The organism is Paenirhizobium naphthalenivorans (assembly GCF_007992095.1).
GTDB classification, from domain to species: domain Bacteria; phylum Pseudomonadota; class Alphaproteobacteria; order Rhizobiales; family Rhizobiaceae; genus Allorhizobium; species Allorhizobium naphthalenivorans.
On sequence record NZ_BJZP01000001.1, the window covers coordinates 126,279 to 150,428 of the forward strand.

At 61.5% G+C, this 24,150-nt stretch carries 24 protein-coding genes and 2 pseudogenes; 7 read left to right on the top strand and 19 right to left on the bottom strand.

What is annotated here, in order from left to right; genetic code table 11:
• Nucleotides 1-179: 179 nt before the first annotated feature.
• The 6 genes from RNA01_RS00575 to RNA01_RS00600 form a co-directional block, all read right to left on the bottom strand.
• Nucleotides 180-1,385, bottom strand: coding sequence for a multidrug effflux MFS transporter (locus RNA01_RS00575; RefSeq protein WP_147178237.1), 1,206 nt, complete (start codon nucleotides 1,383-1,385; stop codon nucleotides 180-182).
• Between the two features lie 138 nt (nucleotides 1,386-1,523).
• Complete coding sequence (gene grxD, locus RNA01_RS00580) at nucleotides 1,524-1,856, bottom strand: Grx4 family monothiol glutaredoxin (protein WP_147177883.1); 333 nt, start codon at nucleotides 1,854-1,856, stop codon at nucleotides 1,524-1,526.
• A gap of 116 nt (nucleotides 1,857-1,972) precedes the next feature.
• A complete protein-coding gene (locus RNA01_RS00585) occupies nucleotides 1,973-2,200 on the bottom strand; it encodes a hypothetical protein (RefSeq protein ID WP_147177885.1) in 228 nt (75 codons plus the stop codon).
• A gap of 20 nt (nucleotides 2,201-2,220) precedes the next feature.
• A complete protein-coding gene (locus tag RNA01_RS00590) occupies nucleotides 2,221-2,454 on the bottom strand; it encodes a BolA/IbaG family iron-sulfur metabolism protein (protein WP_147177887.1) in 234 nt (77 codons plus the stop codon).
• 30 nt (nucleotides 2,455-2,484) lie between these two features.
• Nucleotides 2,485-4,707 carry a phosphoribosylformylglycinamidine synthase subunit PurL gene (gene purL / locus RNA01_RS00595; protein WP_147177889.1) on the bottom strand — a complete coding sequence of 741 codons (2,223 nt, stop codon included), beginning with the start codon at nucleotides 4,705-4,707 and terminating at the stop codon, nucleotides 2,485-2,487.
• Nucleotides 4,708-4,851: 144 nt separating this feature from the next.
• On the bottom strand, nucleotides 4,852-6,270 hold the full coding sequence (locus RNA01_RS00600) for an aminotransferase-like domain-containing protein (RefSeq protein WP_147178238.1): 1,419 nt from the start codon (nucleotides 6,268-6,270) through the stop codon (nucleotides 4,852-4,854).
• Nucleotides 6,271-6,352: 82 nt separating this feature from the next.
• Between RNA01_RS00600 and RNA01_RS00605 the strand changes: the two genes are divergently transcribed.
• Nucleotides 6,353-6,631, top strand: a complete 279-nt coding sequence (locus tag RNA01_RS00605) for a DUF1127 domain-containing protein (RefSeq protein WP_147177891.1) — start codon at nucleotides 6,353-6,355, stop codon at nucleotides 6,629-6,631.
• A gap of 91 nt (nucleotides 6,632-6,722) precedes the next feature.
• On the opposite strand, the gene RNA01_RS00610 is transcribed toward RNA01_RS00605, so the two are convergent.
• The 5 genes from RNA01_RS00610 to purC all read right to left on the bottom strand — a co-directional run bounded on the left by RNA01_RS00610 (nucleotide 6,723) and on the right by purC (nucleotide 9,785).
• Nucleotides 6,723-7,292: an acyloxyacyl hydrolase gene (locus RNA01_RS00610; RefSeq protein WP_170253312.1), complete on the bottom strand. Its 570-nt coding sequence runs from the start codon at nucleotides 7,290-7,292 to the stop codon at nucleotides 6,723-6,725.
• Between the two features lie 115 nt (nucleotides 7,293-7,407).
• The gene (locus RNA01_RS00615) at nucleotides 7,408-7,791 is read right to left on the bottom strand and encodes a hypothetical protein (RefSeq protein WP_147177896.1); all 384 of its coding nucleotides are present in this window, start codon (nucleotides 7,789-7,791) and stop codon (nucleotides 7,408-7,410) included.
• 47 nt (nucleotides 7,792-7,838) lie between these two features.
• A complete protein-coding gene (gene purQ / locus RNA01_RS00620) occupies nucleotides 7,839-8,510 on the bottom strand; it encodes a phosphoribosylformylglycinamidine synthase subunit PurQ (RefSeq protein WP_147177898.1) in 672 nt (223 codons plus the stop codon).
• 252 nt (nucleotides 8,511-8,762) lie between these two features.
• Nucleotides 8,763-9,005 carry a phosphoribosylformylglycinamidine synthase subunit PurS gene (gene purS, locus RNA01_RS00625; protein WP_147177900.1) on the bottom strand — a complete coding sequence of 81 codons (243 nt, stop codon included), beginning with the start codon at nucleotides 9,003-9,005 and terminating at the stop codon, nucleotides 8,763-8,765.
• A gap of 15 nt (nucleotides 9,006-9,020) precedes the next feature.
• Nucleotides 9,021-9,785 carry a phosphoribosylaminoimidazolesuccinocarboxamide synthase gene (gene purC / locus RNA01_RS00630; RefSeq protein WP_147177902.1) on the bottom strand — a complete coding sequence of 255 codons (765 nt, stop codon included), beginning with the start codon at nucleotides 9,783-9,785 and terminating at the stop codon, nucleotides 9,021-9,023.
• Between the two features lie 236 nt (nucleotides 9,786-10,021).
• Here purC and RNA01_RS00635 point away from each other — a divergent pair, with 236 nt between their 5' ends.
• The gene (locus RNA01_RS00635; protein WP_147177904.1) at nucleotides 10,022-10,336 is read left to right on the top strand and encodes a DUF1476 domain-containing protein; all 315 of its coding nucleotides are present in this window, start codon (nucleotides 10,022-10,024) and stop codon (nucleotides 10,334-10,336) included.
• A 45-nt stretch (nucleotides 10,337-10,381) separates the two neighbouring features.
• Here the strand turns inward: RNA01_RS00635 and RNA01_RS00640 are convergent, their stop codons facing one another.
• Both RNA01_RS00640 and RNA01_RS00645 read right to left on the bottom strand, forming a co-directional pair.
• Nucleotides 10,382-12,946, bottom strand: a complete 2,565-nt coding sequence (locus RNA01_RS00640; protein WP_235916328.1) for a sensor domain-containing protein — start codon at nucleotides 12,944-12,946, stop codon at nucleotides 10,382-10,384.
• A gap of 67 nt (nucleotides 12,947-13,013) precedes the next feature.
• Nucleotides 13,014-13,595, bottom strand: a complete 582-nt coding sequence (locus RNA01_RS00645) for an RBBP9/YdeN family alpha/beta hydrolase (protein ID WP_147177906.1) — start codon at nucleotides 13,593-13,595, stop codon at nucleotides 13,014-13,016.
• A gap of 140 nt (nucleotides 13,596-13,735) precedes the next feature.
• Here RNA01_RS00645 and RNA01_RS00650 point away from each other — a divergent pair, with 140 nt between their 5' ends.
• Nucleotides 13,736-15,364, top strand: coding sequence for a long-chain-fatty-acid--CoA ligase (locus RNA01_RS00650; RefSeq protein WP_147177908.1), 1,629 nt, complete (start codon nucleotides 13,736-13,738; stop codon nucleotides 15,362-15,364).
• A gap of 39 nt (nucleotides 15,365-15,403) precedes the next feature.
• On the opposite strand, the gene RNA01_RS00655 is transcribed toward RNA01_RS00650, so the two are convergent.
• The 5 genes from RNA01_RS00655 to rpe form a co-directional block, all read right to left on the bottom strand.
• On the bottom strand, nucleotides 15,404-16,861 hold the full coding sequence (locus RNA01_RS00655; protein ID WP_170253313.1) for a ferredoxin reductase family protein: 1,458 nt from the start codon (nucleotides 16,859-16,861) through the stop codon (nucleotides 15,404-15,406).
• Between the two features lie 329 nt (nucleotides 16,862-17,190).
• Nucleotides 17,191-18,492, bottom strand: a complete 1,302-nt coding sequence (gene purB, locus RNA01_RS00660; protein ID WP_147177912.1) for an adenylosuccinate lyase — start codon at nucleotides 18,490-18,492, stop codon at nucleotides 17,191-17,193.
• A 58-nt stretch (nucleotides 18,493-18,550) separates the two neighbouring features.
• Entirely contained in the window at nucleotides 18,551-19,105 is a 555-nt protein-coding gene (locus RNA01_RS00665) for a hypothetical protein (RefSeq protein WP_235916330.1), read from the bottom strand.
• Entirely contained in the window at nucleotides 19,078-19,788 is a 711-nt protein-coding gene (locus tag RNA01_RS00670) for a DUF2259 domain-containing protein (protein WP_147177914.1), read from the bottom strand. The genes RNA01_RS00665 and RNA01_RS00670 overlap by 28 nt, the downstream gene beginning before the upstream one ends.
• 17 nt (nucleotides 19,789-19,805) lie before the next feature.
• On the bottom strand, nucleotides 19,806-20,483 hold the full coding sequence (rpe, locus tag RNA01_RS00675) for a ribulose-phosphate 3-epimerase (protein WP_147177916.1): 678 nt from the start codon (nucleotides 20,481-20,483) through the stop codon (nucleotides 19,806-19,808).
• A 167-nt stretch (nucleotides 20,484-20,650) separates the two neighbouring features.
• Here rpe and RNA01_RS24395 point away from each other — a divergent pair.
• Both RNA01_RS24395 and RNA01_RS00680 read left to right on the top strand, forming a co-directional pair.
• Nucleotides 20,651-20,747 (top strand): annotated as a pseudogene (locus RNA01_RS24395) (SDR family NAD(P)-dependent oxidoreductase); the annotation flags it as partial.
• A pseudogene (locus RNA01_RS00680) lies at nucleotides 20,720-21,415 on the top strand (SDR family NAD(P)-dependent oxidoreductase); the annotation flags it as partial. The pseudogenes RNA01_RS24395 and RNA01_RS00680, both read left to right, overlap by 28 nt.
• A gap of 19 nt (nucleotides 21,416-21,434) precedes the next feature.
• On the opposite strand, the gene RNA01_RS00685 reads toward RNA01_RS00680, so the two are convergent.
• Nucleotides 21,435-22,514 carry a branched-chain amino acid ABC transporter substrate-binding protein gene (locus RNA01_RS00685; protein ID WP_147177920.1) on the bottom strand — a complete coding sequence of 360 codons (1,080 nt, stop codon included), beginning with the start codon at nucleotides 22,512-22,514 and terminating at the stop codon, nucleotides 21,435-21,437.
• Between the two features lie 182 nt (nucleotides 22,515-22,696).
• On the opposite strand from RNA01_RS00685, the gene RNA01_RS00690 reads away from it, so the two are divergent.
• Together RNA01_RS00690 and RNA01_RS00695 are read left to right on the top strand one after the other, a co-directional pair.
• Complete coding sequence (locus RNA01_RS00690) at nucleotides 22,697-23,191, top strand: flavin reductase (protein WP_147177922.1); 495 nt, start codon at nucleotides 22,697-22,699, stop codon at nucleotides 23,189-23,191.
• Between the two features lie 27 nt (nucleotides 23,192-23,218).
• Nucleotides 23,219-24,148: an AAA family ATPase gene (locus RNA01_RS00695; protein ID WP_147177924.1), complete on the top strand. Its 930-nt coding sequence runs from the start codon at nucleotides 23,219-23,221 to the stop codon at nucleotides 24,146-24,148.
• Nucleotides 24,149-24,150: the final 2 nt, after the last annotated feature.

The window sequence follows — 24,150 nt, forward strand, 5'->3', positions numbered from 1 at the left end:
GTGGAGGCCGCGCGGGTTTTTCTTTGTTTTGCTGATCGCGCAAATATCGATAATCAGGCCCATATCAACGCATGAGCGCAGGAAAGCGGACGGGGCGGGCCGAAGGACGGTCGTCCGGCGTTGCTTGCAGAAGTCAGAGCCACCGTCCCGCAGTCGCCGGACGATGTGAAGTCCCGCGATCAGACCGGCTTGTTCTGCTGCCGGAATAATATGCCACCCTCGCCAATCAGCACGAAGACCAGGCCGATGAGCGATACGGTGAAATAGCCGGCCACCATCGGCAATGCTGTGCCGTCATAAGCCTGGCCGATCATCGCGCCGATCAGCGAGCCGCCGACGGTTCCCATGAAGCCGAGCACGGATGAAGCCGTGCCGGCGACGTGGCCAAGCGGTTCCATGGCGAGAGAGTTGAAGTTCGAGCCTATCCAGCCGAATTGGAACATGGCGAGCGAGAAGAACGTCATGAACAATGGGAACGGCATGGGTTGGGGACCTAGCACCTGGGCCACCAGCCAGAAGAAGGTGATGGCGATGAAGCCAAGGAGCGAGGCGTGTGACAGGCGGCGCATGCCGAACCGGCCGACGAGTCGCGCGTTGACGAAGGACGACAGCGCCATGAACAGGGCCACGCCGGCAAAGGCGGCGGCAAACCAGACGCCGAGATCGTAGATCCCGACATAGACCTGCTGAGCCGAGTTGATGAAGCCGAACAGGGCACCGAAGATGAAGGTGCTGGCGATCGTGTAGCAAAGCGCGATGCGGTTGGTCAGAACAATGCGAAAGCCCTGGAAGATCGAGGCGGCTGTAAATGGCCGGACATCCTTCGGTGTCAGGGTCTCCGGCAGCCGAACATACATCCACAAGCCGACTACCAGTGCCGATGCCGCCATGAAGACGAAGATCCAGTGCCAATGGCCCATGAACATGATGACCTGGCCGGTGCCGGGTGCAATGACGGGGATGACCATGAACACCATCATGATCAGCGACATCACTTCCGCCATCTGCCGGCCGCCATAGACGTCGCGGACGATCGAGACGGTGACGACGCGGGTCGCCGCAGAGCCGATGCCCTGAATGACACGCAGCACGAGCAGGCTGGCGAAGGAAGGGACGAAAACCACGGCAAGCGAGGACAGCACATAGATACCGAGGCCGAACAGCATCGGGCGGCGGCGGCCAAACCGATCCGCGATCGGGCCATAGAACAGCTGAGCGACACCGAAGCCAATCAGGTAGGCGGATACGACGTACTGGCGGTGGTTTGCATTCTCGACGTTCAGGGCGCTGCCGATCTGTTGCAGGCCGGGGAGCATGATGTCGATCGCCAGCGCGTTGAGCGACATCAAGAAAGCCATCATTGCGATGAATTCTGCCCGGCCCATTCCGCGCAGATTGGCGGGTGCCAACTGTAACGTTGTCGTCATAGTCCAATATCCTAAACAGAGATAAGGCGTTGCTTGTGGCAACGCCTTTAAAAAGATGATCGAATTACCAAACCCGCAAAATACGCGGGTGACGGATCAGGCCGCGCCGCGAACAGCGATGCCCTGGTCTTCGAAGTGCTTCTGCAACTCGCCGGCCTGGAACATTTCGCGGATAATGTCGCAGCCGCCGACAAACTCGCCCTTGATGTAGAGCTGCGGAATGGTTGGCCAGTTGGAAAACTCCTTAATGCCCTGGCGAATCTCGTCGTCGGCCAGCACGTTGATGCCTTTGAAGTCGACGCCGACGTAGTCGAGGATCTGCACGACCTGACCGGAGAAGCCACACTGCGGGAATTGCGGCGTGCCCTTCATGAAGAGCACCACATCGTTGGTCTTAACTTCGTTGGCGATGAAATCCTGAACGCTCATGGGGGTATCCTTTCACACGCGGTTTCAAGGGCCGCTGTCTCTGATGTGCAATCTAAATAGCAAGCAGTCGCTGTCTTTTCCAGAGCGTAAAAACGCAAGGCGACCAGAACGCGGGCTCAGCTGCTGCGTTGCCGGCTGCGCTTCGCGGCCGTACGCCGACGACTTGTCTGTTTCTTGGCCGGCTTGCGGGGCTGGCTCGTCTTCTTGACGAACCGGCCGGTGGTCGCCGATCTGGTCTGGCGCTTGCGTCGGCGCGTCGTGGCCTTTCCGGTTGTCTTCTTCAAGATCTCCTTGAGAACGCCTGAAATGACGTTCTCCACGACGTCCTTGATCAGATCGGCCATGCTGATGCCTCCCTAAGCGCTCAGTCCGGGATCGAGGTCTGGAGGGCAAGGGCGTGCAGCACACCGCCCATGTTGCCCTTCAGGGCGTCATAGACCATCTGGTGCTGCTGCACGCGCGACTTGCCACGGAATGCCTCGGCCACGACCTCGGCGGCGTAGTGATCACCGTCACCGGCGAGATCGCGAATCGCCACCTTCGCGCCGGGGATGCCGGCCTTGATCAGGTCTTCGATGTCACCGGGTTTCATAGCCATGTCTGTCTCCTGCGTATGCAACGCATCGCCTCAGGCGATACTGCCGTCCATGTAGCGAGGGAACCATGATTCATGTGCCGAACGCAATTCCTCGATTGCAATCGAACGGGCATCGCCCAGCACGACATTGTTACCACCTGTGCGCCCGATCCAGGGGCAGAAGACGCCGGCGGCCTCGGCACGCAGGAGCACGGTGTCGACATCGTCCTGACGAACGGTCAGCACGTAGCGGCCCTGATCCTCGCCATAAAAGACCGGGATCGGATCCGTGCCTTCAAGGGCGTTGATCGTCGCGCCGATTCCGGAGGCCATCGCCATTTCCGCAACGGCAAGCCCAAGGCCACCCGACGAGCAGTCGTGCACCGCAGTTGCCAGTCCTTCCTCGATCAGGCCGCGGACGAAGTCTCCGGTCTTCTTTTCGTGCACCAGGTCGACATGCGGTGCCGGACCGTCGGTGCGGCCGTGGATGTCACGCAGATAGACAGATTGGCCAAGATGGGTGCCCCAGCCCGATGGTGCGCCAGCGAGCAGAATGGCTTCACCCTGGGCGGCAAAACGGATGCGCGCCATCTTGGCCCAATCCTTGAGAAGGCCGACGCCGGCAATTGTCGGGGTCGGCAGGATGGCCTGACCATTGGTCTCGTTATAGAGCGACACATTGCCCGAGACGATGGGAAAGTCGAGCGCCTTGCAGGCTTCGCCGATACCCTTGATGGCAAAGACCAACTGGCCCATGATCTCCGGCTTTTCAGGGTTGCCGAAGTTCAGATTGTCGGTGGAGGCGAGCGGTAGTGCGCCGGTTGCCGTGATGTTGCGCCAGCATTCGGCAACTGCCTGTTTGCCGCCTTCGAACGGATCGGCCTCGACATAGCGCGGGGTGACGTCGGAGGAGAAGGCAAGCGCCTTCTTCGGATGGGTGTCGACGCGCACGACGCCGGCGTCGCCGCCGGGCAATTGCAGCGAGTTTCCCTGGATCAGGGTGTCATACTGTTCATAGACCCAGCGCCGCGACGAGTTGTTCGGCGAGCCGACCAGCTTGACGAGCGCGTCGGCGACATCGGCCTGCGGCACGTCGCCTTCGGCAAGTGGTGCGGGGGCTTTCGGCTCGACCCACGGGCGGTCGTATTCCGGAGCCTCGTCTCCCAGTTCCTTGATCGGCAGGTTGGCGACTTCCTCGCCCTGGTGCAGGACACGGAACCGCAGGTCGTCGGTGGTGTGGCCGACGATGGCGAAATCGAGGCCCCATTTGACGAAAATCGCCTTGGCGACCTCTTCCTTGGACGGCTCGAGAACCATGAGCATGCGCTCCTGGCTTTCCGACAGCATCATTTCGTAAGCGGTCATGCGCTCTTCGCGCACCGGCACCTTGTCGAGGTCAAGTTCGATGCCAAGGTCACCCTTGGCGCCCATTTCGACGGCCGAACAGGTAAGGCCTGCCGCACCCATGTCCTGAATAGCGATGACCGCGCCGGTCTGCATCAGCTCGAGGCAGGCCTCCAGCAGGCACTTCTCGGTGAAGGGGTCGCCGACCTGGACGGTCGGGCGCTTTTCCTCAATCGATTCGTCGAACTCGGCCGATGCCATCGTCGCGCCGCCGACGCCGTCACGGCCGGTCTTGGCGCCGAGGTAGACGACCGGCAAGCCGACGCCCTTGGCCTCTGACAGAAAGATGGCGTTCGACTTGGCGAGGCCGGCGGCAAAGGCGTTGACGAGAATATTGCCATTGTAGCGGGCGTCGAACTCGACTTCGCCGCCGACAGTCGGGACGCCGAAGGAATTGCCGTAGCCGCCGACACCGGCAACGACGCCAGACACGAGGTGCCGGGTCTTCGGGTGATCGGGAGCGCCAAAACGCAGGGCGTTCATGGCTGCGACCGGGCGGGCGCCCATGGTGAAGACGTCGCGGAGAATGCCGCCGACGCCGGTTGCAGCGCCCTGGTAGGGCTCGATGTAGGACGGGTGGTTATGGCTTTCCATCTTGAAGACGACGCAATCGCCGTCATCAATATCCACCACGCCGGCATTCTCACCGGGACCCTGGATGACCCGTTCGCCCGTGGTCGGCAGGGTTTTCAGCCATTTCTTCGAAGACTTGTAGGAGCAGTGCTCATTCCACATGGCCGAGAAGATGCCGAGCTCGGTGAATGTCGGTTCGCGGCCGATCAGTTGCAGGATCCGCTCGTATTCGTCTGGCTTGAGGCCGTGGGCGGCTACGAGTTCGGGGGTGATCTGGATCGTGTTGGGGATCGTCATCGCTGGTCCTGGATAGCCTGCCGGAAATCGGGGTTTGCGCGCTTCTTTAACGCATGTATGTCAATGGCGCGACAGGAAAATGCGGCTGACAACAGCTACGCGCCAAACCTTGGCTCCTGTCTAGCCTGCCGGGCATCTCCTTGTTCAGGCGATGCTGTCGTAACCGGCGCCGCCATTCTCCAGCAGCCGTCGTAGAACGGCGAAGCCCGCTCGCACCTCGTCAAGGTGACGCGGCGACGAGAAGCTTATCCGGACACGATGCAATACCTTCTCCGATCGGCCGGCCTTGAATTCGTCTTCGTCGTCGATCAGCACGCCTTCGGTCAGCGCGGCTTGTTTGAAAGTGCCCGACAGCCAAGGATCGGGCAGCGCCAGCCAGAGAAAGGGCACGGCGGGGTGCGAAACCAAGTCGAAGCCCGAGAGATAGGTGCGCGCCAGCGCCTCGCGCGCCGCGATTTCGGCGGCGCACAGGCCCCGAATGCGCGTCGCGTCGCCCGATAGCACCAGGCGTGCGCAAAGTTCGGCGAGCAGGAAGGGTATGCCGCCGGTCATCATCTTGTGGGCGATACGAACCCGTTGCGCAAAATGCGGCGGACAGGCGACCCAGCCGCCACGCACGCCGGCCGCCACGGATTTCGATAGTCCGCCGACCAGAAACGTTCGTTCCGGTCCCAGTTCGGCTAGCAATGGCAGAGGTTCCGGCGACATCGCGCCATAGAGGTCGTCCTCGATCAGCCAGACGCTATACCGGCGGGCAATGTCGACAATCGCCTTGCGACGTTCGAGCGGCATCGTCGCCAATGTTGGGTTTTGTGCGGACGACATGAAGAAGGCGACCTTCGGATGCTGCTGGGCGCAGAGGCGTTCGAACTCCTCAGGGATGACGCCTTTGGCATCGCTTTCGACGAGAACGGTGCGGCGTCCGGCGAGGCCGGCGGCGCGACTGACCTGCGAGTAGGTGAGATGTTCGAACACCACCTTGTCGCCCGGCGCTGTCACGGCGGTGATGACCGCCATGATCCCGGCATGGGCGCCAAGGGTCGGTACGATGTCCTGCGGCGCCGGAGCCCAGTCCCCCTTGCTCAGCCAGCGTGCGCCGGCCGTGAACCAGTGATCGGGAAAGCTGCGCGTGTAGCTTGCGATGTCGGCCGGGTGATCGCGCAGGATCGCTGCGATATGGCTCTGCAGACAGGCGCCCTGATCCACGTCCGGCGCAGCGGTGCTATCGAAGCGGATCTTGCCCGGTGGGGGGGTAATGGCCCGCGTGCCGACGAGGGAGGCGGTCACCGGATCGAGATTGGCCTCGGGCGGCGCATCACGTGTATCGCGCACGAAGGTGCCCCGCCCCACTTCGCCGCTGACCAGCCCGCGCTCATGCACTAGGGCGTAGCCTCGGCTCACTGTGCCGATGGTGATTCCGAGATCGTAGGCGAGATTGCGCTGCGGCGGCAGCTTGGCGCCAGCCGGCAGGCTGCCCGCAGCGATCGCCGTCTCGATCTGGTCGGCGAGGCGCACATAGATCGGGCCTTTGCCTTGGGATAGGTCTGGAAGCCAATTTGTCATCATGACAATTGCATACATTGCCTCGCTTATTAGGTCAATATAGAGCGATTGTATCGATATGTTCTTGAGATTTGGGTTCAATATGACCGATACAATGAGATATATGAGTTCAATTGATACAATCTATCCCGATGGCTACGCACGTGAGACGATTTTCCGGTCTCCGGGGGACATGCTGACTCCGGCCACGCAGCCCTCGGGGGCGATGGCACGCCTCTGGCAACGGCTGTCTCATTGGCGGATGAAGCGGGCGGGCCGCTTGGCGTTGAGTGAGCTCACCAACGATCAACTGCGGGATATTGGCCTGACTCGCGTCGAGGCTGATCGCGAAGTCCGCAAATCGCGCCTGTTGATGCTGTGATCGTGGATATGGAAGCCGCCGGTCCTTTAACAGAGATAGCGCTGGGGGCTAATCCTGTAACCCGCTGTCGTTTGAGATGATTAGCTCCGCGTCAGAATTTGTAGGCGATTGCCACGCCGGCGTGGCTGATGCCGTCATTCGGCGCGCAGAGATTGGCGTTCGACGAATGATCGATCGAGGCGACGATGTCGAACTTGTCGGTCACGCGGAAGCCAGCTGCCGCGGATTCACGGAACATCAGTGTGCAACCGAGCTTGGGACCATCGCTGCTGTCATCCTTGTTGTCGCCGTTGTGCGCAGTGCCGCCGAAGCTGAGGTCGATATAAAACCGGTCGGTCAGGTCCACTGTCCAGTTGAACCCGCCAAAGATCTGGCTGGCTTCTCCGGCGCTATTGATCGAAGCTCCGAGGTGTACGCGCGGGCGTAGAAGGGTGTCTTGCCATGTGGCGGCGTTGGCGCGATCAAGTGGATCGAAATAGAGCGCTACGGTTGGGAAAAAACCGGGTTCGAACGTGCTACGCGCCTGGATCGAGCCGGTGACGCCAGCCCTGATTTCCTTGATCGACCAGTCTGCTGCGACCGCGCCTTGCTCCAGCAGCGGGCATGCCGCGAACGCGACGAGAGCAAGGGTATGGCAGATTGCTGTGTCGCGAAGATTCATGACCATCCGAACTCGAATTGTGGTGATTCCGAGGCGGACGCTAGCACACGTGTTTGTGATTGACGATAGGTATTCGGCCCTGATCAGCAGGTGAGGGTTGCCGAAGCGCTAACCTTCAGCAGCCCTTGGAGCCCTTCGACCAACGCGAGACATCCGCGGCGATACGCGCTGAAAGCGGCTCATTCATCATCGGTCCGAAGGCCTCGACTCTGGCCGGTCTGCCTTCGGCCTGGACGACGAGCAACGGTCGGATGTCGCTCGATCCCCGGCGCACCAGAAGAATGCGGGGCTTGCCGGAGAAGGAATTGAGTTCGGGCGCCATTGAATAGGCCTTGAAGGCCGGGTCGCCGGATTTGATCCAGCAATTGTTGGCGCCGACGGCCACGCGCTCCATCACGTCGAGCGCCGATTGCCCTTGCGTGGCAGAGGGGCTCGGCTTGGGCTGGCATGCGGCAAGCGCGAGTGGAAGCAGGAGGAGAAGGCAGAGGGCAGGGCGCATGCGAGGTGCTTTCCGTTCGAGACCCTGGCCTTCTACCATTCGGCAGGTTAAGCGGCGATTACGTCGAGGGCGGATGCGAAGATGCCACGACCGTCATTGCCGCCATGGGCCGCTTCAATCAAGTTTTCCGGGTGCGGCATCATGCCGAGCACATTGCCCTTGGCGTTGATGACGCCGGCGATGTCGTTGATTGAGCCGTTCGGATTGGTGCCGTCGGCATAGCGGAAGACCACCTGGCCGTTGCCTTCGATCGCCTTCAGCGTTTCCTGGTCGGCAAAATAGTTGCCATCATGGTGCGCGACCGGGCAGCGGATGATCTGCCCTTTGGCGTAGGCGCGAGTGAAGGCGGTGTCGGCATTGACGACCTCGAGCTTGATTTCCTTGCAGACGAACTTGAGTGAGGCGTTGCGCATCAGCGCGCCCGGTAGCAGGCCGGCCTCAAGCAGGATCTGGAAGCCGTTGCAGACGCCGAGAACCTTGACGCCGCGCTCAGCCGCGGCCTTGACGGCCTGCATGACCGGCATGCGGGCGGCGATCGCGCCGCAACGTAGGTAATCACCGTAGGAGAAGCCGCCTGGGATGACGATCAGGTCGACGTCCGGAAGCGCCGTCTCGGTCTGCCAGACCGTCACGGGCGCCGTGCCGGAAATCTTGGTCAGCGCCGCGATCATGTCGCGGTCGCGGTTGAGGCCGGGGAGTTGCAGAACAGCGGATTTCATCGGTGGGGCTCAAACCTTGCTTGTGCTTCGGCCAGTTCTCGAAGTTCGAGATGGTTTTCGATCCGGTCCAGGCGTTGTTCGTGTCGTTGGAGAACGCCTTGGATAGTGTTTGTGTCTTGCTGCATCGAGACGAGGCTACCGCGCATGGCGCTTAGTCCTGCCCCAATGTCTGGTTGTCCCTATTTCCGACCGCAGCTAGCGGTCCAAATTTTGTCAGAAACAGGCACATCAACCCGCTGGCGACCTCCACGCTCAGCCAAGAGCTATAGTATAATTCTCGATCACCGTGTTGGCGAGCAGCTTTTCGCACATGGCCTTGAGGTCGGCTTCTGCCTTCGCCTTGTCGTTGCCTTCGAGTTCAAGGTCGAAGACTTTGCCTTGGCGGACATGGCCGATGCCGTCGAAACCGAGCGCGCCGAGCGCACCTTTGATAGCCTTGCCCTGGGGGTCGAGAACGCCGTTCTTGAGGGTTACGGTCACGCGTGCCTTGATCACTCTCAGTCTCCGTAGTTACTTCACCAGCACAGGGCCGGTGCCGCGCAGCGGCTCGTTTTCGTTGATGATGCCCAGGCGCTTGGCCACTTCCTGATAGGCTTCGAGAAGGCCGCCGAGATCCTGGCGGAACCGGTCCTTGTCGAGCTTTTCATGCGTCTCGATGTCCCATAGCCGGCAGCTGTCCGGCGAAATCTCGTCGGCCAGGATGATGCGCATCATGTCGCCCTCATAAAGGCGGCCGCATTCGATCTTGAAGTCGACGAGCTGGATCCCGACACCGAGAAACAGGCCCGACAGGAAGTCGTTGATGCGGATGGCAAGCGCCATGATATCATCGAGTTCGGCGGGGTTGGCCCAGCCGAAGGCGGTGATGTGTTCCTCCGAGACCATGGGGTCAGCGAGGGCGTCCGACTTGTAATAGAATTCGATGATCGAGCGCGGCAGCACGACGCCTTCGTCGATGCCCAGCCGTTTGGACAGCGAGCCAGCTGCGACATTGCGCACGACGATCTCAAGCGGAATGATCTCGACTTCCTTGATCAGCTGCTCGCGCATGTTGAGGCGGCGGATGAAATGAGTCGGGATGCCGATCTTGTTCAGATGCGTGAAGAGATATTCGGAAATGCGGTTGTTGAGCACGCCCTTCCCGTCGATGACCTCATGCTTCTTCTTATTGAAAGCAGTGGCATCGTCCTTGAAGAACTGGATCAGCGTGCCGGGCTCGGGACCCTCGTACAGGATCTTGGCCTTGCCTTCGTAAACACGGCGGCGACGGTTCATGGCTGGTTTTTCTCTGTTGTTGGCGTCGCGCTTGGGGACGCAGTGAATTGTTGAAGCGGTCCCTTAGCGGAAATGTCGGGTTTTCACAATGCAACAGTTGTCGCCCTGAGCGAAATCGTCCAAAGCATAAGGGGGCTTGGAGATTCGACCAAGTTTGCATTGCACTTTTTACCGCCTTTTGTTTTATGGGCTGAACGGAACCCGCGCATAGTGGCGGCATATTTTGGGAGACACAGATGAGCGGCATTGGTGATCGCGAAAAAGCTTTTGAAAACAAGTTCGCGCACGATCAGGAACTCCGTTTCAAGGCCGAGGCGCGGCGCAACAAGCTGCTCGGCCTGTGGGCCGGCGGCCTGCTCGGCAAGGCCGATGTCGATGCCTATGCGAAGGAAGTGATCGCTGCCGACTTCGAGGAAGCGGGCGACGAGGATGTGATGCGCAAGCTGCGTGCTGACCTGGCTGCCGGCGGCGTCGCGGTTAGTGACGAGGAAATTCGCGCCAAGATGCAGGAGTTTCTGGCGGCCGCCGTGGAGCAGATCCAGGGTGATTGATCGCCCGGCGGAAAGCCGGCATGGCGAAGCGCTATCGGCGTGCAATCATGCCGGCAGATCGATTCGGCGCCACTCCTGGCGCTGTATGAAGGCGGCTGTGTTTTCGAACGCCATGGGCACGGCAAGGCCGTAGCCCTGCAATATGTCGCAGTCGAGCTCGCGCAGTACGCGCACCTGATCGGCGGTCTCCACACCTTCCGCGACGACCCGGATGCCGAGCGACCGGCCAATGCCGATGATCGATCCGACGAGGTCGCGGCGCGATCGTGATTCCGAAACCTCCTGGATCAGTTCCCTGTCGATCTTGAGTGTCGTTGGATTGAGCCGGAGCAGGCTGACGATCGAGGCGTGGCCTGTGCCGAAGTCATCAATCTCGATCTCGATGCCCAGCTCTCGCAAATGCCTGAGGTTGTTCGTCGCCTGCTTGTCATTTTCGTCGAGGAAGATCGATTCGAGAAGCTCAAAGGACACTGTTCCGGGTTCGAAAGCGAGTGCGTCGAGTTTCTCCTTCAGCGCCGGGTCATGGAGCCGAGGTGAGGAGACATTGACCGAGATCTTCGGTGTTGACAGCCCGTCCTGCGCCCAACGCTTCCGGTCGATCAGCGCCTTTTCGAGGATCAGGCCATCAATGTCGGCAATGACCCCGATTTCCTCGGCGGCCGTCAGGAATACGTCCGGTGTAAGCACGCCGCGCTCCGGATGTCGCCACCGTGCGAGTGCCTCGGCTCCGGCAATGTCCAGCGATCGGGCATCGAACTGGAACTGATAGTAGGGCAGGAATTCGTCCTGTTCGAGCCCCCGCAGGATATCATCGGCGAGCCGGCGGTTGTCCGTCATCCGAGCATGGCGATCAAGGGTGAAATAGGCGTGACGACTGCGACCGCTGTTCTTCGCGTGGTAAAGCGCGATGTCTGCGTTGAGCAGCAATTGGTGTGGATCAACGGCGCCTTTTGCGTCACAGGCAATGCCGATGCTCGCGCTGAAGCGGCATTCCTGCCCGGCATAGGGAACCGGTTTCCGCATATCTTGGATCACCCGGTCGGCAAGTGCCGAGAGGTTCTGTCGATCACCGGTATACCGGGCGAGGAAAACAAATTCGTCGCCACCGATCCGCGCAACGAAATCGCCTTCGCGGACCTGTTTGCGCAGCACGTGTGCGGCGCGGCGGAGCATCGCGTCGCCAGCGCTGTGGCCGAGCGTGTCGTTGATCTGCTTGAAACGATCGAGGTCTATGTGAAGGATCGCCAGTCCTGCGGCGCCGGAGCGCGGCTGCCCGGCGAGCTCTTCAAGCCGTTTGTCTAGGTAGCGTCGGTTGGGCAGTCCTGTCAGGTGATCGTGAAGGGCGATATGCTCGATTCGCGCTTTGGCAATCTCAAGCTCCCGGCTGCGCGCCTCCGCCTGGGTCTTCGCCTTGTCGAGCTCATCGCGCAAGGCGATATCGGCGGTCACGTCCCAATTGGCGCCGACCATTTTGCGATGGCCGTCGGAATCGATAAAAGGCAGGGTGCGTGAGCGGATATAGCTGATCGTCCCGTCTGACCTGATGATCCGGTATTCATCCGAGAAGGGCGCAAGGTTCTCGACGTGCTGTGCGAGGCGCTCAAACACGCCTTTGGCATCCTCAGGGTGCAGCATCTTTTCCCAAACCTCGCCGATGGGGATGTCTTCCTCACCCTCGACGCGAAAGATCTTTCGCATGCCGGCATCCCACTCCGCCAGACCGGTAGTGAAATCGGCCTCGAAGACACCAATCTGCGAGGCTTCGAGCGCGAGTTTGAGTCGGCGCGACATGCGGGTCAGCGCTTCCTCTGATGCCTTGCGCTCGGTGATGTCGGTGTCGATCCCGATGATGCGTGCCGGCTTCCCATCGTCGGTCCATTCGACGCATGCGCCTCGGCATTCGATCCAGATCCAGTGACCGTCCTTGTGGCGTTCGCGATACGAAAAGGTCATGTAGTCCGGGTCGCCGGCATTCTGCCGCTCGATCGATCGCAGCACTCGTTCGCGATCGTCTGGATGAACCAGAAGCAACCACTCCTCGGTGCTGCCGGCAATTGGATCATCTGGCGACAGGCCACGGATCTTGCGCCAAACATCTGAGTAATACATCGAACTCCGGTCGAGCCGTTGGTCCCACACCCCGGACGAAGAGCTGACGAGGGCATAGTTCCAACGGCTTTCCCGTTCCATGAGCTCGTCCTCACGCTGCTTCCAATCCGTCAGGTCGACGAACTGGACAAGCAATGCGGTCTGGCTGCCGGTCATCGCCGGTTGTAAGCGGCAGGCTGAGGCCTGCATCCATCGGCGGCTGGATGTCGGGGAAGCGGATAGTGCAAACTGCATGCTTCTCGGCGTGTCGGCGGAAGCGAATGTCTCTGCAAGCATGGTCCGGAACGCGACGCGATCATCGGGTTCAAGCAAAGCGGCGATCGAACCATGGGGCTGTTGGGCGATCGGTGGAAAAAGCGCTGCGAACAGGCTGTTGAATGCCAGCACCTCGCCACCTGCACCGACGACGGCAGCCGCCAACGGCAAGTGTGTCAGCATCATTGACCACGGCACGCCAGCCGTATCTTCGGGATTTTCGACGGTTCGGCCGTGCTTGCGCAAGAGGTTCTCTTTCGAAACACTGATGTCAAATTATGCGACAGACTAGGCACGTCAAATTAAGGCAGGCTTAATCGCTTGCTTCGGTTCTGCGTCTTACAGGCGGAAGGCTGCTGAGGAATTGGGCGAAGACCATGGTCCCTTCCGGCCACGGCCCGTGACCGGATTCACCGTTGATGTGCCCGGACTCACCCGCGTCGATCAGCAGAGACCCCCAGGCATGGGCAATGTCGTCGGCATGCTCAAAAGCGCCGAACGGGTCATTGCGGCTGGCAATGGTGACCGACGGAAACGGCAGCGGGTCGCGCGGGTAGGGGCCGAAGGTCATCAGGTGCTTGGGACGTATTTTCGGGTTGGCAACGTCCGGCGGGGCGACCAGAAAGGCGCCCGCGACCTTGCCGGCGATTTCCGGTACTGCGTGGATCGCGGTCGGCACGCCGAGCGAATGGGCGACCAGCACCACGGGACGCGTTGCGGCGTTGACCTCTTCGACCAGGCGCGCGACCCAGTCAGCGCGCACCGGCTTCGACCACTCGGCCTGCTCGACTCGTCGCGCGGTCGATAGTTTGGCCTGCCAGCGGCTTTGCCAGTGATCGGGTCCGGAATTGGTATAGCCGGGGATGATGAGTATGTCTGCGTCCGATGCTTTCATATCCTCCTATCTGCGCATGGTCGACCCTTTCGTCAAGGGTAAGCGGGCTGGTCCGTGCAATGCAGCATGGATTTCGCTTGCCAGTTGCAAGGCGCAGCATACACTTTCCCGCAAAAGAACGATGACGGAGGAGGAATCACATGCTCGGTTTGATGCAGGAATGGCCCTTGCTTTGCCACAAGGTCATCGACCATGCGGGGCTTTACCATGGCGAGCGGGAGGTCGTGTCGCGGTCAGTGGAGGGGCCGATCCACCGCACCAACTACCGCATGTTGCGCCAGCGGTCGTTGCAGTTCTCCAAGCGGTTGGAGATAGAGGGCGTCGGCATCGGCGACCGAATCGCGACGATGGCCTGGAACACATGGCGCCATGTGGAGGCCTGGTACGGGATCACCGGCGTGGGTGCCATCTATCACACGCTCAATCCGCGCCTTTTTCCGCAGCAGATCGCCTGGATCATGAATGACGCGGAAGACAGGATGCTGTTTGTCGACCTCACATTCCTGCCGATCGTCGAGGCGATTGCGCCGCTGGTGCCGTCCCTCGAAAAAGTGGTGATCCTTTGCGACGGAAGTGCCATGCCGGAGACAACGCTTGCAAATGCCGTCGCCTATGAGGCCTGGCTGGCCGAGGCCGATAGCGACTATCGCTGGAAGGAGGTCGACGAGCGGACGGCTGCCGGCATGTGTTACACTTCGGGGACGACTGGCGAGCCCAAGGGTGTCGTCTATTCGCATCGGTCGAACGTTCTGCATTCCATGGTGGCGCTGCAGCCGGACATGATGGGGCTCTCGTCGCGTGACAGCATCATGCCTGTCGTGCCGCTTTTCCACGCCAACGGATGGTCGCTGGCATTCGCGGCGCCCATGGCTGGCGCGCGTATGGTGCTGCCTGGGCCGGGCATGGACGGCAAGTCCATATATGAGATGCTCAAGAACGAAAGGGTAACGGTGACAGCGGCGGTGCCGACGATCTGGCTGATGCTGTTGCAACACCTTGAGAAGGACGGCGGTGATCTGCCGGATCTGAAGCGCGTCGTCATCGGCGGGGCCGCCGCACCGCGCTCGATCATCGCGGCCTTCAAGGATCGCTACAACGTCGATGTCCTGCATGCCTGGGGCATGACGGAGATGAGCCCGCTCGGTACGATCTGCTCGCTGAAGCCGGAATATGACGCGCTCGAGGGTGAAGCACGTCTCGATGTTCTCAGCAAACAGGGACATCCGCCGTTTACCGTGGAGATGACCGTGACCGACGACGCCGGAAATGCGCAGCCCTGGGACGGCAAGACCTTCGGGCGGCTTAAAGTGCGCGGCCCCGCTGTCTCATCAAGCTATTACAAGGGGCGCGGAGCCGAACAGTTTCACAACGGCAACTGGTTCGACACCGGCGATGTCGCCCATATGGACGAGCATGGCTACATGCAGATCACCGACCGGTCCAAGGACGTGATCAAATCCGGCGGCGAGTGGATTTCCTCGATCGAGCTGGAAAATCTCGCGGTCGGGCATCCGCATGTGGCGGAGGCAGCTGTGATTGGTGTAAGTCATCCCAAATGGGACGAGCGGCCTTTGCTGATCGTCGTGCCCAAGAGCGAATGCGAGCCATGCAGGGACGACATTTTGGATTTCATGAAAGGCAAGATCGCCAACTGGTGGATGCCCGACGACGTGGTGTTCGTCGACGAGATCCCGCATACGTCAACAGGAAAGATCCTGAAGACAGAGCTTCGTCAGCGAATGAAGGACTATACTCTTCCCGGACTGTGAGTGCGGGGAGATGGAGGCTGACGATGCGCCTCCGCCTGATCAGGCGGAGGCCGCCAGTGTCGCCACCGTGACGGCGGCGAAGACGGCGGCAAGGACCGCGATGAAGCGATAGCGGATCGAACGGCAAAGCGCGTCGTTGCCGGCGTCGAAGTCGAAGCGTTCCATGACAATCCGGTCCAGCGGAACACCGGCGGCGGTGATTAGCGCCACTGCGGTCTGCATCATTGCCGGTGGACCGCAGACAAAAGCCGTTGTCTCACCGGGGTTCAGTCCCTCCAGCAGTCGTGTTATATGCGACGCGTCGCAGCCGCCACTCTCGCAATCCATGCCATCGGCGTTCTGGTCGGCAAGCGTGATCGAGCGAAAATCGCGCCCGACCATAAGCGTTGCGATCTCGGCGCGCACGATATGATCTTCCGGCGACCGTGCGCCGGCAAGTAGCCGGATCGGTCTTGTGTCATTCGTCGCGGCCAGCTCCCGCAGCAGACTGAGAATCGGGGCGATACCGATGCCACCGGCAATCAGCAACAACGGACCGGAACCGGCGTCAGTTAGCGTAAAGCTGCCGTGCGGCCCGTCCACGCCCACAGGTGTGCCTGGCTTCAGCTGCTCGATCGCGCGTGTCATGTCGCCGGCCTTGCGGATGAGAAAACGCAGGCGGGGCAGGTCAGATGGCGCGGAGGCGATCGAAAATGGATTGTCCGTTACGGTGTGGCGATGGCCGATCGTCAGCCAGGCGAACTGCCCGGCGTTGAAGTCGAAGGCGTCGGGCTTGTCGGTCTCAAGTACCAGTTCGCTGACTGTCGGACTGAGCGCGCGAGCCGATGCGACCTTGAAACCCGGGCGGAAGACCTGACGCGGGCGCAGAAGATAGATGAACGCCAGGGAGCCGAACGCCAGGGCGGCAAGGGCGATGACGGCAGCGGAGCCGTATCCGTCGGCCATGAAACGGGCATTGGTGAAGGCATGGTGCAGGCCAAGACCGGCGAGCGCCACCGCCGTTATGCCGTGGCTAAGGCGCCAAAGTGGGTAAGGGAGGCCACGGCCGCGCATATATTTGCCGCTGAGCACGAGAATAACAGCAAGGGCGGCCGCGATCACGCCCGTCAGAAGGCTCGGCATCGTCAGGTAGAGAAGAAGACGATTCCAGATGTCTGAGAGACTGAACGTGCGTCCGCGAAACAGGAAAAGCGCGACGTGAAAGGTGAGCATCACCAGGGCGGCAGACGCGGCGATCCGGTGAAATCCCATGGAGCGGTCGAGGCCGATGCGGCCGGAAATGGTCTCGAAGCGTCCCGATGTGCCGAATTGCATGAGGAACATCGAAAGTGCCGCAACGCCCGCCGCGCGCGCGAGCAGGGGAAATACCGTTGGGGCATGCGCTCCACCGCTAAGCGACGCTAGAAGTACCGGGGCTGCCGTCAGGGTGATGTAGAGGATGGCCAGTGAACCGCTTGAAAGAGCCCATGGGCGCGGTCTCGGCACTTTCTCCATCATGTCCATTCCTTCTGGCCGGCCGTTGTGGCGCAGCATATTGCGCGATTGATATGTCTGGCGATAATGCTGGCCGGACTTGCGCCGAGTCAACGCGGCATGATGGACGGCATGCTGCCGGGCTCATGAATGTCGCGAGACGCGTGCCGCACAGACAAGCTCGACGCTCTCATCTTGCCCCTCAGTGGGGCGAGAAGCATTTCATAAGGGTCGTGAATTGCGGGAAGCATGACCTACTGGTGCTCAAGGAGCTCTTGCCCGAAAGCTGCGGTGGAGCCGCAGAATAATGCGGTGACCGGCGAACAGAGGTCCGCCGGTCATGCTGGCGGCTCTCAGCCGAAGACGCGCTTGAAGATCGTGTCGACGTGTTTGGTGTGGTAGCCGAGGTCGAATTTCTCGCGGATCTCCTCTTCGGAAAGGGCTGCGCGGACTTCCTTGTCGGCCAGCAATTCTTCAAGGAAATCAGCTCCCTGTTCCCAAACTTTCATGGCGTTTCTCTGGACCAGGCGATAGGCGTCCTCGCGGCTGACGCCAGCCTGGGTAAGCGCCAGAAGAACGCGCTGGCTCATCACCAGGCCTTTGAACTTGTTCATGTTCTTCAGCATGTTTTCCGGATAGATCACCAGCTTCTCGATAACGCCCGCCAGACGATTCAGGGCGAAGTCGAGGGTGATCGTGGTATCCGGGCCGATAGCCCTCTCGACGCTCGAATGGCTGATGTCGCGCTCGTGCCAGAGCGCCACGTTTTCCATGGCCGGCACAACCGACATGCGCACCAGACGGGCGAGACCCGTCAGGTTCTCGGTCAGGACCGGATTGCGCTTGTGCGGCATGGCCGACGAGCCCTTCTGGCCCGGCGAGAAAAACTCTTCGGCTTCCAGCACCTCGGTGCGCTGCATGTGGCGGATCTCGATCGCGACGTTTTCGATCGACGAGGCGATGACGCCGAGGGTGGCGAAGAACATGGCGTGACGGTCGCGCGGAATGACCTGGGTCGAGACCGGCTCTGGAACAAGGCCGAGCTTTTCGCAGACATGCTCTTCGACGCGCGGATCGATATTGGCAAACGTGCCGACGGCGCCCGAAATGGCGCCGGTGGCGACCTCGGCGCGAGCCGCGACGAGGCGAGCGCGGTTACGGCTCATCTCGGCGTAGAAGCGGGCGAAGGTCAGGCCCATGGTCGTCGGCTCGGCATGGATGCCGTGGCTGCGACCGATGCGAACCGTATCCTTATGCTCGAAAGCGCGTGCCTTGAGGGCCGCCAGCACTCGGTCCATGTCGGCGAGCAGGAGGTCGGCGGCGCGCACCAGTTGGATATTGAGTGTGGTATCGAGCACGTCGGACGAGGTCATGCCCTGGTGGACGAAACGGCTGTCTGGGCCGATGAACTCGGCAAGATGGGTCAGGAACGCGATGACGTCATGTTTGGTGACGGCTTCGATCTCATCGATGCGGGCGACGTCGAACTTGGCCGCGCCGCCCTTTTCCCAGATGGTACGGGCTGATTCCTTCGGGATGACGCCGAGTTCGGCGAGCGCGTCGCAGGCGTGCGCCTCGATCTCGAACCAGATGCGGAACTTGGTTTCGGGCGACCAGATGGCGACCATGTCGGGCCGGGAATAACGCGGGATCATCGGCTTTCTTTCCTTGCGGCTGGAGTTGGCGTCGCTTTAGCAAAGACGGCGGCTAATCTCAACGGCTGCGGTACGCGTGAAGCACGCTTGCGGCGATCAGGGCGATCAGGCCAAAGGGGAGATAATGACGAATGCCAAGAACAGCGAACTGGTAGACCGCCGAGGCCGAGGTGAAGGCAAACTGGAGAAACCAGATCACCGTGCCGAATGGCGCATGCCATTGTGAATAGAATTGCCGGTATTGAAGGGCGAAAAGCAGGGCCGTGAAGGCCGCTGTTCCACAGCCGAGAAAGAGGAAAGCAGCGGCGAAGCGGGTCTCGGGCGGGCGGCGGTGGCTGGCGAAGCGGATGAGCGGCAAGGCCGCGCTCCACCCGAGCATGGCGCCGAAAAAATAGAGGCCGAGGAGGATCGGCCCGTGCGCTGTCGATAGCGGATGCAGACCATGGGGGGAAGCCACGGCGGAAAGCGCCATCAGGCAGGCCCAAAACAGCGCCCCGCCAAGCCATTCGGTGAGTGGCGGCAGGCTCGCGGCGAGCCGGGCGCGCAGCCCAGGGGCGCCACTTTTGCTGGACGGCCAGTCCTCCGTCACGGGCGGACCGGGACGGCGAGCCATCGGCCGTCATGCCCCTCGAAGCCGACGCTGAGTACGTGGACGAGCGCGATGTGCAGGTTGGAGCCGCTCGGCGGTGTATAGGTGATCGCGCCGCCGAGGCGATAGCCGACGGCGCAACCGCGGCTTGCCGGCACCTTGACGTCCTGGTGGATCAGCTGATCGACGGCCATGCCGTCCTTTTCCGTCAGCCTCAACCTGAAGGCTTTCACGTCGTCGACCACGCCGGCGCAGGCGCCGGAGGGCTCCGTCGAAAATTCCTCGATCTTCAATTCGTAAGGTTCGCCAAACGCCGGGTCGGCGGGGTAGGCGAGGTAGCGCATCTCATGCTTGGCTACGCCAACTTCGCTCACTGGGTTGTAGGCGACAAGACTGCCGGGATAGTCCGCGAGTTTCAGCTCGGAAATCAGCGGACGCGCCTTCTGCATCGCCGCGTCGCGCGCTTGGGAGAGGCCGGAGCTCTCATCGTCGATGCGTACCCGGATCGGTGTGCCGGGCAGATAGGTGTCCTTCACCGTGTCGATCAGATAGATGTTGGAATAGGCGAAGCCCGATCCGTCTTGGACTCCGTATTCCTCGAAGGCATAGACGCCGCCGTCCTTGGAAAAGCCGATGGACTGGAAAGCGGCGATATCGCCGGCCATGGCCGGAGATGCGGTGCAAACAAGCCCCGCTGCCAATCCCATCCATCTCCGGCGAATGTTCAACGACGACCCTCGAGTGCTGCCTTTTTCAAAGTGTCGACCGTTTTGCGATAATCGTCAACGCCTTCGCCCTTGTAAACCGCTGATCCGGCGACGAGGACATTGGCACCAGCGGCGGTCACCAGCGGCGCGGTCGCGGCGGTCACGCCGCCGTCGACTTCGAGATCGATCGGGCGATTGCCGATCAGCATATTGGCCTGGGCAAGTTTTTCGGTGGCCTGAGGGATGAACTTCTGGCCGCCAAAGCCCGGGTTGACGCTCATGATCAGGATCAGGTCGAGCTCATCGAGGACATGTTCGAGGACCGAGACCGGGGTGGCGGGATTGAGCGATACACCGGCCTTCTTGCCGAGCGAGCGGATCTTTTGCAGCGAGCGGTGCAGATGCGGTCCAGCTTCGGCATGCACGGTGATGACGTCGCAGCCGGCATCGGCGAAGGCTTCGAGATACGGATCGGCCGGCGAAATCATTAGGTGGCAGTCGAACACGGCCTTGGTATAGGGGCGCAGCGCCTTGATGACGGCTGGACCGTAGGAAATGTTCGGCACGAAATGCCCGTCCATCACGTCGAGATGGATCCAGTCGGCACCTGCTTCGACGACGTCGGACACTTCCTGGCCGAGCTTGGCGAAATTGGCGGCGAGGATCGATGGGGCGATGAGCAGCGGGCGGGTCATGGTGGATCTCCGGGATTTTTGGGCGGTTTCTGGCGCGTTTGGCGTGCCCATAGCACCGTGCCCGGGCCCCGGCAACACTGCGAAGCTATGTCCACGTTCCATTCCGGCTTGACCGGTCGCAGATCCTTGGTCACTTCTTGTCATCAATGACGGAGGAGGAGGAATGAATGGGGCGGCATGCGATCATCACTGGCGGCAGTAGTGGTATTGGCCGTTATCTCGTGTCGGCTTTCGCCTCAGCGGGCTATAACGTCGCCTTCACCCACGTCGACCAGTCGGCGGCGGCCGATGAGGTGATTGGCGAGGCCGGCGCATCCGGTGGCCACGTTCGCGCCTTTTCCTCGGACGTCGGCGACGGCGAGGCGGTGTCGCGGTTGATGGACGAGGCCTCGGACTGGTTCGGCGATGCGCCCGATGTTCTGGTCAACAATGCCGGCATCCAGACATGGTCGCCGTTGCTCGATCTGTCCGAGGAACGCTGGGATGCGGTGATCCGCACCAATCTCAAGGGCTGCTTTCTCAATACGCGCGAGGCGGGCAAGCGCATGGTGGCGGCGGGCAAGGGCGGGTCGATCATCAACATCGGCTCGGGCTGTAACAAACACGCCTTCCCCGGCCTCGTCGACTACACGGCGTCCAAAGGTGGCGTCGAGCAGTTCACCAAGGTTGCAGCCGTTGAGCTTGGCCCGCATGGCATCCGGGTCAATTGCGTGGCGCCGGGTGCTATCGAGACGGAGCGGACACTTGCGGAGGCTCAAGACTATGGCGAGACTTGGGGTCGGGTGACGCCGCTACGCCGGGTCGGCACACCCGCCGATATAGCTGGCCCTGTGCTCTTTCTGGCGGGCGAGCAAGCGGGTTTCATCACCGGACAGACCCTTTGGGTCGATGGTGGGGTCTTTACCCAAGCCTTCTGGCCCTACCAGCAGTGATCCGACGGCCTTTCAGGCTCTATTGCGCCGGGACCGAAGGTTCAGCGAAACGGCCGTCTCGCCATTCCATCAGCCGGTAGGGATTGTCCGTCAGCTCGTGTTGCGGGTCGAAGGAGATCGGTCCGATCACCGTATCGATATGTGTCTCTCCGATCGCTTGCGCCAGCGGCATGTCCAGCGCAAGGGCCGCACCTGCCGCTTGTGCGACCACGGTGACGGCTGCATGAGCGGGCAGGACGTAGCCTTCCGGTTCGATACCCGAGGCCCTTAATTGCGCAACGACAGCTTGCGCGGCGGGCAGAGCGGCATAGTCCGGCAGCATGATCGCCTGCACGCCGTCGGCAAGCGCAACCGATTGATCGGCGGCATTGAGAGCTTCGCCGCCGAGCAGCGTCAGGGCGATGCTCTCGGAGTGAGCGTCGCGGGCGATGATCGCCACGTCATTGCGGTCGCCGCCGACGAAGACATGGGTCGCACCCGCCTTTTTAAGTCGGCGCACCAGCGCCACCTGCTGCTCCTGGCCGGGACGGAAGGTGTCGGTGAAAACGGGTTTCAGTCCGCGTTCGTCCAGCCTGTCGCGGATCGCCTCGGCAAGCTCGCGCCCGTGGATCGTACCATCATCGACCAGCGCGAAGGCGGCGCTTGACCAGTCGCGCAGGATTACTTCGGTGAGCCTTGTCGCTTCATCGTCGCTCGACGGCGCCATACGGTAGAACGCCCAGCCATTCTTCAGTGCATCCTCCATCACGCGTTTCCAGCGCACCGACAAGCTGAGCGCCGGTATGTCCGCCTCTTTCAGCAGCGGCAGCGCGCCGTCGAGCGATTCGGAGCAGAGGAAACCGATAGCCGCCTTGGCGCCCGATTCGCGGATCTGTCGGGCAATGCCAGAGCCGCTACCGGCCTCGCAGCTTTCGTCGATGACGGCAAGTTCCAGCCCTTGTTCTCTTGCGGCGAAGGCGGCGCCGTCCCGAATCTGGGTGCCGAGAATGGCAAATGGCCCTGATTGCGGCGCAACGAGCGCGATCTTCGGTCGCTCGGCTAGGGCCGGGAAGGCCGGCGTCAAGGCGAGCAGGACGGGCAGAAGCATTCGGCGGAGCATGCGGGCTGTATCTTCCTATTGGTTAGATTGGCGGCATCCTATCCGCAGCCGGCGACTGTCGGCAACGCTAATCGGAAGCGACGAATGGAGCGAAAAAGTCCGCCGCGTAGTGGAAAACGTAAACCTTGGCGGCATATAGTACGGCAGTGTGCCACAAGGCCTTGCAGCGCCCGGAGAAGAGAGTGTTGAATTCGCAGCAGTTGGACCCGGTCGTCTATCGGGAAGCGATGAGCCGCTATGCCGGTCATGTGCAGATCGTCACGACCGAACATGACGGTGCCAGGCGCGGTGTCACCATCACGGCCGCCTGTTCCGTATCGGACCGCCCGCCGAGCTTGCTCGTGTGTCTCAACAACGGCAATCCGAACAACGCGGTCTTTTTCGAGAGCGGCCACTTCGCGCTGAATACCCTTGCCGCGCAGCACCAGGCGCTGGCCAATGCCTTTGCCGGATTCGGCGGACTGCCGGCCGATGACCGTTTCGCGCTCGCCGAATGGCAGACGCTGGTCACTGGTGCACCGGTGCTTTCCGATGCTATCGTTTCCTTCGACTGCCGGGTCACCGACAGTAAGGTGACAGCAAGCCACACGGTGCTCTTTGGCGAGGTCAAGGCCGTGCATTTCGGCCCGCGCGAGCCCGCTCTCATCTATCTGGACCGCGGCTATCACAGCCTGTAAGCTTCCTCTCAAAGAAGGGGAGGAACTATGGCGGAAGCGTCAAGAACTGGTCTGCCGGCCTCGATCGATGCCGTCATCGAACTCCTGGCAGCGCATGATTATCTAGCGGGACGGCCGCTGGCGACCGTGCTCTTTCTGGCGCTCAGGATGCAGCGCCCTCTGTTCCTCGAGGGAGAGGCAGGGGTCGGCAAGACGGAGGTCGCCAAGGTGCTCGCCGAGGCGCTCGATCGCCCGCTGATCCGCCTGCAATGTTATGAAGGCCTCGACGTCGCCTCGGCCGTCTATGAGTGGAATTACCCGGCGCAGATGCTGGAGATCCGCCTTGCGGAAGCGACCGGCATTTCCGACCGCGACCGGCTCGAGCATGATCTCTTCTCCGAGCGACACCTGATCCGCCGGCCCGTGCTGCAGGCGCTTCAATGCGAGCCGGGCCGCGCGCCGGTCTTTCTGATCGATGAACTGGACCGCACCGATGAGGCCTTCGAGGCCTTCCTGCTCGAGGTGCTTTCCGACTTTCAGGTGACCATCCCGGAGTTCGGTACGGTCAAGGCCGCCGAGCCACCGATCGTCATCATCACCAGCAACCGCACCCGCGAGGTGCACGATGCGCTGAAGCGCCGTTGTCTCTATCACTGGGTGGACTATCCGAAGGCGGCCGAGGAGCTGGCGATCATCCGGCGCAAGGTTCCGGGCTGCAACGGCGAGCTGTCACGCCAGATCGTCGCCTATGTGCAGAAGATTCGCTCCATCGATCTCTTCAAGAACCCCGGCATAGCCGAGACGATCGACTGGGCGACCGCGCTCACCGAACTCGACCGGCTGGCGCTCGATCCGGAAACCATCGCCGACACCCTCGGCACGCTCCTTAAGTACCAGGAGGACATTGCCCGGATACAGGGCGGTGAGGGCCACAAGGTGCTCGCCGAGGTCAAGGCCGACTTGCTGGCGGTGGGCTAGAT

What these genes read in the sequence shown, in the direction of transcription:
- RNA01_RS00600 (WP_147178238.1), bottom strand. Translation starts at nt 6,270, where the DNA reads ATGACAAATTGGCTTCCAGACCTATCCCAAGGCAAAGGCCCGATCTAT.
- RNA01_RS00670 (WP_147177914.1), bottom strand. Translation starts at nt 19,788, where the DNA reads ATGGGATTGGCAGCGGGGCTTGTTTGCACCGCATCTCCGGCCATGGCC.
- purB (WP_147177912.1), bottom strand. Translation starts at nt 18,492, where the DNA reads ATGATCCCGCGTTATTCCCGGCCCGACATGGTCGCCATCTGGTCGCCC.
- RNA01_RS00605 (WP_147177891.1), top strand. Translation starts at nt 6,353, where the DNA reads ATGACCGATACAATGAGATATATGAGTTCAATTGATACAATCTATCCC.
- RNA01_RS00685 (WP_147177920.1), bottom strand. Translation starts at nt 22,514, where the DNA reads ATGCTCCGCCGAATGCTTCTGCCCGTCCTGCTCGCCTTGACGCCGGCC.
- RNA01_RS00655 (WP_170253313.1), bottom strand. Translation starts at nt 16,861, where the DNA reads ATGATGGAGAAAGTGCCGAGACCGCGCCCATGGGCTCTTTCAAGCGGT.
- purC (WP_147177902.1), bottom strand. Translation starts at nt 9,785, where the DNA reads ATGAACCGTCGCCGCCGTGTTTACGAAGGCAAGGCCAAGATCCTGTAC.
- rpe (WP_147177916.1), bottom strand. Translation starts at nt 20,483, where the DNA reads ATGACCCGCCCGCTGCTCATCGCCCCATCGATCCTCGCCGCCAATTTC.
- RNA01_RS00585 (WP_147177885.1), bottom strand. Translation starts at nt 2,200, where the DNA reads ATGGCCGATCTGATCAAGGACGTCGTGGAGAACGTCATTTCAGGCGTT.
- RNA01_RS00645 (WP_147177906.1), bottom strand. Translation starts at nt 13,595, where the DNA reads ATGAAAGCATCGGACGCAGACATACTCATCATCCCCGGCTATACCAAT.
- grxD (WP_147177883.1), bottom strand. Translation starts at nt 1,856, where the DNA reads ATGAGCGTTCAGGATTTCATCGCCAACGAAGTTAAGACCAACGATGTG.
- RNA01_RS00610 (WP_170253312.1), bottom strand. Translation starts at nt 7,292, where the DNA reads ATGAATCTTCGCGACACAGCAATCTGCCATACCCTTGCTCTCGTCGCG.
- RNA01_RS00665 (WP_235916330.1), bottom strand. Translation starts at nt 19,105, where the DNA reads ATGGCTCGCCGTCCCGGTCCGCCCGTGACGGAGGACTGGCCGTCCAGC.
- RNA01_RS00635 (WP_147177904.1), top strand. Translation starts at nt 10,022, where the DNA reads ATGAGCGGCATTGGTGATCGCGAAAAAGCTTTTGAAAACAAGTTCGCG.
- RNA01_RS00590 (WP_147177887.1), bottom strand. Translation starts at nt 2,454, where the DNA reads ATGGCTATGAAACCCGGTGACATCGAAGACCTGATCAAGGCCGGCATC.
- RNA01_RS00615 (WP_147177896.1), bottom strand. Translation starts at nt 7,791, where the DNA reads ATGCGCCCTGCCCTCTGCCTTCTCCTCCTGCTTCCACTCGCGCTTGCC.
- purQ (WP_147177898.1), bottom strand. Translation starts at nt 8,510, where the DNA reads ATGAAATCCGCTGTTCTGCAACTCCCCGGCCTCAACCGCGACCGCGAC.
- RNA01_RS00650 (WP_147177908.1), top strand. Translation starts at nt 13,736, where the DNA reads ATGCTCGGTTTGATGCAGGAATGGCCCTTGCTTTGCCACAAGGTCATC.
- purL (WP_147177889.1), bottom strand. Translation starts at nt 4,707, where the DNA reads ATGACGATCCCCAACACGATCCAGATCACCCCCGAACTCGTAGCCGCC.
- RNA01_RS00575 (WP_147178237.1), bottom strand. Translation starts at nt 1,385, where the DNA reads ATGGGCCGGGCAGAATTCATCGCAATGATGGCTTTCTTGATGTCGCTC.
- RNA01_RS00695 (WP_147177924.1), top strand. Translation starts at nt 23,219, where the DNA reads ATGGCGGAAGCGTCAAGAACTGGTCTGCCGGCCTCGATCGATGCCGTC.